The following is a 7,442-nucleotide window of genomic DNA, read 5'->3' on the forward strand; positions in this document are numbered from 1 at the left end:
GTCTTTTATCTGTTCGCTGTCGACCGCATCAGAAGATGCGGCAGAGCAGCTCACCACCAACGTTTTGTTCACGGGCTTCATGATCCGCCATAACACCCTTCGGCGTGGAGAGGATCGAGATGCCGAGGCCGTTTGCGACCTGCGGGATCGACTTAACCGACACGTAAACGCGACGGCCAGGCTTCGATACGCGGCTGATCTCACGGATAACCGGAACACCTTCGTAGTACTTCAGTTCGATTTCGATCTCGGCCTTGCCGTTCACGAATTCACTCTGCGTGTATCCGCGGATGTAGCCTTCGGACTGAAGGACATCAAGAACACGAGCGCGCAGCTTGGAAGCCGGGGTCGTAACCTTCGTCTTCTTGCGGCCTACTGCGTTACGAATACGGGTCAGCATGTCGCCGATAGGATCTGACACAGACATATGCTACTCCTTACCAGCTCGACTTGACGATGCCCGGGATCTGACCGAGCGAACCCAACTGACGAAGCGCAATACGCGACATCTTCAGTTTACGGTAATAACCACGCGGACGGCCCGAAACTTCGCAACGATTGCGAATACGAACCTTCGATGAATTGCGCGGCAGTTCGGCAAGCCGGATCGTGGCGCGGAAGCGCTCTTCCAGCGGAAGGCCCTGATCCATGACGATCGCCTTCAGACGTGCACGCTTGCCAGCGTGACGCTTAACCAACTTTTCGCGGCGCTTGTTTTTTTCGACTGCGCTAGTCTTGGCCATATTAATATACCTCGCTACGCTTGCCGTTACTGCCGGAAGGGGAAGTTGAATGCACGCAGAAGAGCGCGCGCTTCATCATCCGTCTTGGCGGTCGTGCAAACGATGATGTCCATGCCCCAGATCTGATCAACCTTATCGTAGTTGATTTCCGGAAACACGATGTGCTCCTTGATGCCCATGGCATAGTTGCCACGTCCGTCAAAGCTCTTCGGGTTCAGTCCGCGGAAGTCGCGAACGCGAGGAAGAGCGATCGTGATAAAACGATCAAGGAATTCGTACATGCGATCCTGACGAAGGGTGACCTTCGTGCCGATCGGCATGCCTTCACGCAACTTGAACGTCGCGATCGAGTTACGGGCGCGGGTGATAACAGCCTTTTGACCGGCAATCAAGCCAAGGTCTTCAGCGGCAATCGCCGGCTTCTTGGAGTCGCCAGTGGCTTCGCCAACGCCCATGTTGAGGACAACCTTGGTGATGCGCGGAATCTGCATCTCGTTGTCATATTTGAATTCTTCAAGCAGAGCCTTACGAATGCTTTCATTGTAAAGCTTCTTGAAGCGGGGAAGTGCCTTAGCTTCAGCCATCGATCAGCGCTCCAGAACGTTTTGCGACACGAACCTTCTTGCCGTCCTCGACGCGGAAACCGACGCGAGTCGGCTTGCCGTCCTTGGGGTCAGCAATTGCCAGATTGGACAGGTGGATCGGCGCTTCCTTGGAGATGATGCCGGCTTCCTGTGTCTGGGTCTGACGCTGATGACGCTTCACGATGTTGATACCGCGAACAAGCGCCTGCTCGTCCTTCGGCATAACCTTGAGAACTTCGCCCTTACGGCCCTTGTCCTTACCGGACAGCACGACAACGCTGTCGCCTTTGCGAATCTTCTGCATCGTCTTGCTTCCTTACAGAACTTCCGGGGCCAGCGAGATGATCTTCATGTGGTTCTTTGCGCGGAGTTCGCGCGGAACCGGTCCGAAGATACGCGTGCCGATCGGCTCTTTCTTGTTATCGATGAGAACGGCTGCATTGTTATCGAAACGAATAACGCTGCCGTCCGGACGACGGATATCCTTGGCGGTGCGTACAACAACCGCCTTCATCACGTCACCCTTTTTGACGCGGCCGCGCGGAATAGCTTCCTTGATCGACACCACAATGATGTCGCCGACGGAAGCGTAACGCCGCTTCGAGCCGCCCAGCACCTTGATGCACATGACACGACGTGCGCCGGAATTATCCGCCACGTCGAGGTTTGTTTGCATCTGAATCATGACTGGCCGCCTTCTTTCCTCTCAGCTGGTTAAGGGCTCCTGCCCTACCTAAGCTGCGTGTTTATAATTTAGCCTGCTGCTTCGTTCGTGAGAACGACCCAGCGTTTGTCCTTCGAGATCGGAGCAGATTCCTGGATAGAAACCTGATCGCCAACCTTGAACTGGTTGTTCTCGTCATGCGCCTTGTATTTCTTGGACTGACGCACGGTCTTCTGGAGAAGCGGATGCGAATAGCGGCGCTCAACCTTGACCACAACAGTCTTGTCATTTTTGTCGCTGACGACAACGCCCTGCAGAACGCGTTTAGGCATTATATTTTTTCCTTATGCCTTGCTTGCGGCCGCCTTCTGGCGGGCAATAGTCTTGATACGCGCGATGTCGCGGCGAACCTGCTTCACGCGCGCGGTTTTTTCGAGCTGGCCGGTAGCCTTCTGAAAGCGCAGATTGAACTGCTCTTTCTTCAGTGCGGCCAGCTCGTCGTTCATCTGATCGGTGCTTTTCGCCCGAACGTCTGCGGCTTTCATAGTTGCCTCTCCTTATTCAGCAATGCGCTGGATAAAGCGCGTCTTGATCGGCAACTTTGCGGCGCCGAGTCTGAGGGCTTCGCGTGCCACATCTTCGGGTACGCCGTCAAGTTCAAACATCACGCGACCTGGTGCCACACGGCATGCCCAGTAGTCAACCGAACCCTTACCTTTACCCATACGGACTTCGGTAGGCTTCGAAGTTACCGGCAGGTCAGGGAAGATGCGGATCCACACACGACCGGCACGCTTCATGTGACGGGTGATCGCGCGGCGGGCCGCTTCGATCTGACGTGCAGTGACGCGTTCCGGCTCAACGGCCTTCAAACCGAATGCACCGAAATTCAGATCCGTGCCGCCTTTCGAGTTGCCGTGGATACGGCCCTTGAACTGCTTGCGGAACTTGGTGCGCTTAGGCTGCATCATTGTTCTCTACTCCAAATTTCTCGCCCGCGGCCCGCTTTTTAAGCGTTTTCGCGGCGGCGGTTCGACGAGGAACCCTGATTGTCACCCTCGACCGCACGACGCTCGGAAGCCATCGGATCATGTTCAAGGATCTCGCCCTTGAAGACCCAAACCTTCACGCCGCAGATACCATAAGCGGTCTTCGCTTCTGCCGTGCCGTAGTCGATATCGGCGCGCAGCGTGTGAAGCGGAACGCGCCCCTCACGGTACCATTCCATGCGAGCGATTTCCGCGCCACCCAGACGACCCGAGCAGTTGATACGGATACCTTCGGCTCCAAGACGCATTGCCGACTGAACGGCACGCTTCATGGCGCGACGGAATGCCACACGGCGTTCGAGCTGCTGGGCGATCGACTGAGCGATCAGCGTCGCGTCGACTTCCGGCTTGCGAACTTCGACGATGTTGAGCGACGTATCGGCATTGGTCATCTCGGAAAGCTTCTTGCGGAGCTTTTCGATGTCTGCGCCCTTCTTGCCGATGATGATGCCCGGACGAGCCGAGTGGATCGTCACACGGCACTTCTTGTGCGGACGCTCAATTACGATCTTGGAGATCGCAGCCTGCTTGAGTTCCTCGGTGAGGAACTCGCGGATCTTGACATCTTCATGCAGCAACTTGCCGTACTCACCGGTATTTGCGTACCAACGCGAATCCCAGGTGCGGTTGATGCCGAGACGAAGACCGATCGGATTAATCTTCTGACCCATTATGCGGCCTCCCCTTTTTCCGCGACTTCGCGGACAACAATGGTGAGATGCGAAAACGGCTTCTCGATACGGCTCGCGCGGCCACGGCCACGGACGTGGAAGCGCTTCATGACAATCGACTTGCCCACATAGGCTTCGGCGACGATCAGGGAATCGACGTCGAGGTCATGGTTGTTTTCAGCATTCGCAATAGCGGACTGGAGCGTCTTCTTGACCGTATCGGCGATCCGCTTGCGCGAGAACGTCAGATCGGCAAGTGCCGCATTCACCTTCTTGCCGCGGATCATGCTCGCAACAAGGTTCAGCTTCTGCGGGCTGACGCGCAGCGTACGGGCAACAGCTTGCGCTTCGTTGTCCTTGAGCTGACGGGGAGCTTTAGCCTTGCCCATCGTTACTTCCTCTTCGACTTCTTGTCCGCACCGTGACCGTAATAGGTACGGGTCGGTGCAAATTCACCGAACTTGTGTCCAACCATTTCTTCCGAAACCGACACCGGCACATGCTTGTTGCCGTTGTAGACGCCGAAAGTCAGACCGACAAACTGCGGCAGGATGGTGGAGCGGCGGCTCCACATCTTGATAACTTCATTACGACCGCCTTCGCGTACCTTCTCAGCCTTCTTGAGAAGATAGCCGTCGACAAACGGACCTTTCCAAACTGAACGAGCCACTTTAGACTACCTCTCTTACTTCTTGCGCTGATGGCGCGAACGCATGATGAACTTGTCGGTCGCCTTGTTCGAGCGCGTCTTCTTGCCCTTCGTAGGCTTGCCCCACGGAGTGACAGGGTGACGACCACCCGATGTACGACCTTCACCACCACCATGCGGGTGATCGACCGGGTTCATTGCAACACCGCGAACGTGCGGACGCTTGCCACGCCATACCGAACGACCGGCCTTGCCGTCGTTGATGTTGCCATGCTCCGGGTTGGACACTGCGCCGACCGAAGCGAAGCAGGCACCTGGAACCAGACGCTGTTCACCGGAGTTGAGGCGCAAAATAGCCATACCCTGATCGCGACCGACGAGCTGCGCGTAGGTGCCGGCCGAACGGGCGATCTGACCGCCCTTACCCGGCTTCAGCTCGACGTTGTGAATGATCGTGCCGACCGGCATCGAAGCGAGCGGCATTGCGTTGCCCGGCTTCACGTCAACAGAGTTGCCTGCAACGACCTTGTCACCAACAGCAAGACGCTGCGGAGCCAAGATGTAAGCCAGTTCGCCGTCTTCGTAACGGATCAGTGCGATGAACGCGGTACGGTTTGGATCGTATTCCAGACGTTCAACAGTACCGACAACGTCAAGCTTGCGACGCTTGAAGTCGACGAAACGGTACGAACGCTTGTGACCGCCGCCCTGAAAGCGAACAGTGATACGACCGGTATTGTTGCGGCCACCCTTCTTGGACAGGCCTTCGGTCAGGGACTTGACCGGCTTGCCCTTGTAGAGTTCCGAACGGTCCACGATGACCAGCTGGCGCTGGCCTGGCGTGATCGGATTAAAATGCTTGAGTGCCATTGTCTCTTACTCCATGGCCTCTCAGAGACCGGTCGAAACGTCGATGCTCTGGCCTTCGGCCAAAGTAACGATCGCTTTCTTGACGTCGCTCTGGCGCCCGATAAGGCCGCGGAACCGCTTGACCTTACCCTTGCGCACTGCAGTGTTGACTGCGGTAACCTTGACGCCGAACAGCGCTTCGACTGCAGCCTTGATTTCCGGCTTCGTTGCCTTGCGGGCGACGTTGAAGACGACCTGGTTGTGTTCGGAAACCATGGTGGACTTCTCGGTGATAACCGGGCTGACGATCACGTCGTAATGGCGAAGATCAGTCATTTGAAACGCTCCTCAAGTGCCTCGACAGCCGCCTTGGAAAGAACGAGCTTGCCGCGGCGAAGGATGTCGTAAACATTGATGCCCTGCACTGGCAGAACGTCGATGTTCGGGATGTTCGAAGCCGCGCGCTGGAAGTTCACGTCGATCTGCGCACCGCCGATGAGGAGTGCATTTTCAAGACCGAGCTTGGCGAACTGCGAAACAAGCTGCTTCGTCTTGGCTTCCGTTGCAGCCAGATCATCGATGATGATCAGGTCAGATGCCTTTGCCTTTGCAGACAGGGCATGACGTAGGCCAAGAGCGCGAACCTTCTTCGGCAGATCGTGGTCGTGCGAACGGACAACCGGCCCGTGAGCCTGACCGCCGCCGCGGAACTGCGGTGCGCGAGCCGAATGGTGACGAGCGCGGCCCGTACCCTTCTGCTTGTACATCTTGGCGCCGGTGCGGCTGACGTCGCCACGACCTTGAGCCTTATGGGAGCCCTGCTGGCGACGAGCCAGCTGCCAGCGCACGACGCGCTGAAGAATGTCGTCACGCGGGTCGAGGCCGAAGATGTCTTCGTTCAGCTTGACCTTGCCGGCATCCTTGCCTTCAAGAGTGGTAATCGTGAGATCCATTATTCGGCTCCCTCAGTCGCGACAGCTTCAGCCTTCGCGGCACCTGCACGCAGAGCGGCCGGCTTCGGCGCGTTCTCAGGCAGCGAGACCTTTACCGCATCGCGCACGATGATCCAGGCGCCCTTGGAGCCCGGAACCGCACCGCGAACCAGAATGAGGCCACGATCGCTGTCCGTCGAGACAACTTCAATATTCTGCGTGGTTACGCGGGTCTGGCCCATGTGACCAGCCATCTTCTTGCCCTTGAACACCTTACCCGGATCCTGACGCTGACCGGTCGAGCCGTGAGCGCGGTGGGTAATGGAGTTACCATGGGAAGCGCGATGACCGGCAAAGTTATGACGCTTCATAACACCAGCAAAGCCCTTACCAATCGAAGTACCCGTCACATCGACCTTCTGGCCGGCGACGAAGTGTTCGGCGGTGATTTCGGCGCCAACTTCGAGGAGGTTGTCCGGCGAAACGCGGAATTCCGCGACCTTCGCCTTAGGCTCGACCTCGGCCTTCGCGAAGTGACCGCGCATAGCCTTGGACGTGTTCTTTACCTTGGCAATACCAACGCCAAGCTGAACAGCCGTGTAACCGTTCTTTTCAACTGTACGCTGAGCTACCACGTGGCAATTCTCCATGCGGAGAACCGTCACCGGCACATGCTCGCCGGCGTCGTTATAGACGCGGGTCATGCCCAGCTTCTGTGCAATAACACCTGAACGCATCGGGTTCGTTCCTTCCGTCCTCAAGCCGATTAAAGCTTGATCTCGACATCGACACCGGCGGAAAGATCGAGCTTCATCAGCGCGTCTACCGTCTGCGGGGTCGGGTCAACGATATCGAGAAGGCGCTTGTGCGTGCGCATCTCGAACTGCTCGCGGCTCTTCTTGTCGATGTGCGGCGACCGGTTAACTGTGAACTTTTCGATCCGGGTTGGAAGCGGGATCGGTCCGCGCACATTTGCACCGGTACGCTTGGCAGTCGACACGATTTCCCGCGTCGAAGCGTCAAGGATCCGATGATCAAACGCCTTGAGGCGAATGCGGATGTTTTGACCGTTCATTTCATCTGTTCCTTGTTACGCGGAAACGCTCGCTCCAAAGCGAGCGTTCCTGCACAAACCTTCATTACTCGATGATCGAGGAGACGATGCCTGCACCGACGGTGCGGCCGCCTTCACGGATAGCGAAGCGAAGCTTCTCTTCCATCGCAATCGGCACGATCAGGGTGACGTCCATGGCAACATTGTCGCCAGGCATGACCATTTCCGTACCTTCCGGCAGCGTGAC

The 7,442-nt window shown here is 57.1% G+C and carries 17 protein-coding genes; all 17 read right to left on the reverse strand.

Going from position 1 to position 7,442, the window contains the following annotated elements; all coding sequences use genetic code 11:
* Nucleotides 1-28 precede the first annotated feature (28 nt).
* Nucleotides 29-427 (reverse strand): 30S ribosomal protein S8, encoded by a 399-nt coding sequence (rpsH, locus tag JNC70_RS11440; RefSeq protein WP_006467014.1) that lies wholly within the window; start codon nucleotides 425-427, stop codon nucleotides 29-31.
* Nucleotides 428-437: 10 nt separating this feature from the next.
* Nucleotides 438-743 (reverse strand): 30S ribosomal protein S14, encoded by a 306-nt coding sequence (rpsN, locus tag JNC70_RS11445; RefSeq protein ID WP_104756407.1) that lies wholly within the window; start codon nucleotides 741-743, stop codon nucleotides 438-440.
* 26 nt (nucleotides 744-769) lie between these two features.
* Entirely contained in the window at nucleotides 770-1,327 is a 558-nt protein-coding gene (rplE, locus tag JNC70_RS11450; protein ID WP_104756408.1) for a 50S ribosomal protein L5, read from the reverse strand.
* The gene (gene rplX / locus JNC70_RS11455) at nucleotides 1,320-1,631 is read right to left on the reverse strand and encodes a 50S ribosomal protein L24 (RefSeq protein WP_006467020.1); all 312 of its coding nucleotides are present in this window, start codon (nucleotides 1,629-1,631) and stop codon (nucleotides 1,320-1,322) included. The genes rplE and rplX overlap by 8 nt, the downstream gene beginning before the upstream one ends.
* Nucleotides 1,632-1,643: 12 nt before the next feature.
* On the reverse strand, nucleotides 1,644-2,012 hold the full coding sequence (gene rplN / locus JNC70_RS11460; RefSeq protein ID WP_004683923.1) for a 50S ribosomal protein L14: 369 nt from the start codon (nucleotides 2,010-2,012) through the stop codon (nucleotides 1,644-1,646).
* A gap of 68 nt (nucleotides 2,013-2,080) precedes the next feature.
* On the reverse strand, nucleotides 2,081-2,323 hold the full coding sequence (gene rpsQ, locus JNC70_RS11465) for a 30S ribosomal protein S17 (RefSeq protein ID WP_104756409.1): 243 nt from the start codon (nucleotides 2,321-2,323) through the stop codon (nucleotides 2,081-2,083).
* A gap of 12 nt (nucleotides 2,324-2,335) precedes the next feature.
* Nucleotides 2,336-2,536 carry a 50S ribosomal protein L29 gene (gene rpmC, locus JNC70_RS11470; RefSeq protein ID WP_104756410.1) on the reverse strand — a complete coding sequence of 67 codons (201 nt, stop codon included), beginning with the start codon at nucleotides 2,534-2,536 and terminating at the stop codon, nucleotides 2,336-2,338.
* Between the two features lie 12 nt (nucleotides 2,537-2,548).
* A complete protein-coding gene (gene rplP, locus JNC70_RS11475) occupies nucleotides 2,549-2,962 on the reverse strand; it encodes a 50S ribosomal protein L16 (RefSeq protein WP_006467023.1) in 414 nt (137 codons plus the stop codon).
* A 38-nt stretch (nucleotides 2,963-3,000) separates the two neighbouring features.
* On the reverse strand, nucleotides 3,001-3,711 hold the full coding sequence (rpsC, locus tag JNC70_RS11480) for a 30S ribosomal protein S3 (RefSeq protein WP_002964356.1): 711 nt from the start codon (nucleotides 3,709-3,711) through the stop codon (nucleotides 3,001-3,003).
* On the reverse strand, nucleotides 3,711-4,100 hold the full coding sequence (rplV, locus tag JNC70_RS11485; protein ID WP_010659918.1) for a 50S ribosomal protein L22: 390 nt from the start codon (nucleotides 4,098-4,100) through the stop codon (nucleotides 3,711-3,713). The genes rpsC and rplV overlap by 1 nt, the downstream gene beginning before the upstream one ends.
* 2 nt (nucleotides 4,101-4,102) lie before the next feature.
* Nucleotides 4,103-4,381 (reverse strand): 30S ribosomal protein S19, encoded by a 279-nt coding sequence (gene rpsS / locus JNC70_RS11490; RefSeq protein ID WP_006467026.1) that lies wholly within the window; start codon nucleotides 4,379-4,381, stop codon nucleotides 4,103-4,105.
* 15 nt (nucleotides 4,382-4,396) lie between these two features.
* Nucleotides 4,397-5,230, reverse strand: coding sequence for a 50S ribosomal protein L2 (gene rplB / locus JNC70_RS11495; RefSeq protein ID WP_104756411.1), 834 nt, complete (start codon nucleotides 5,228-5,230; stop codon nucleotides 4,397-4,399).
* 21 nt (nucleotides 5,231-5,251) lie between these two features.
* Nucleotides 5,252-5,545 carry a 50S ribosomal protein L23 gene (locus JNC70_RS11500; RefSeq protein WP_006467028.1) on the reverse strand — a complete coding sequence of 98 codons (294 nt, stop codon included), beginning with the start codon at nucleotides 5,543-5,545 and terminating at the stop codon, nucleotides 5,252-5,254.
* Complete coding sequence (gene rplD / locus JNC70_RS11505; protein WP_104756412.1) at nucleotides 5,542-6,162, reverse strand: 50S ribosomal protein L4; 621 nt, start codon at nucleotides 6,160-6,162, stop codon at nucleotides 5,542-5,544. Before rplD ends, JNC70_RS11500 begins: the two co-directional genes overlap by 4 nt.
* Nucleotides 6,162-6,878 (reverse strand): 50S ribosomal protein L3, encoded by a 717-nt coding sequence (gene rplC, locus JNC70_RS11510; RefSeq protein WP_104756413.1) that lies wholly within the window; start codon nucleotides 6,876-6,878, stop codon nucleotides 6,162-6,164. Before rplC ends, rplD begins: the two co-directional genes overlap by 1 nt.
* A gap of 29 nt (nucleotides 6,879-6,907) precedes the next feature.
* Entirely contained in the window at nucleotides 6,908-7,216 is a 309-nt protein-coding gene (gene rpsJ / locus JNC70_RS11515) for a 30S ribosomal protein S10 (protein WP_002964363.1), read from the reverse strand.
* Nucleotides 7,217-7,280: 64 nt separating this feature from the next.
* Nucleotides 7,281-7,442 (reverse strand): EF-Tu C-terminal domain-related protein (locus JNC70_RS11520; protein ID WP_445433027.1); only part of this gene is annotated, 162 nt, incomplete at its 5' end.

Source organism: Brucella oryzae, assembly GCF_041929965.1.
Classification (GTDB): domain Bacteria; phylum Pseudomonadota; class Alphaproteobacteria; order Rhizobiales; family Rhizobiaceae; genus Brucella; species Brucella oryzae.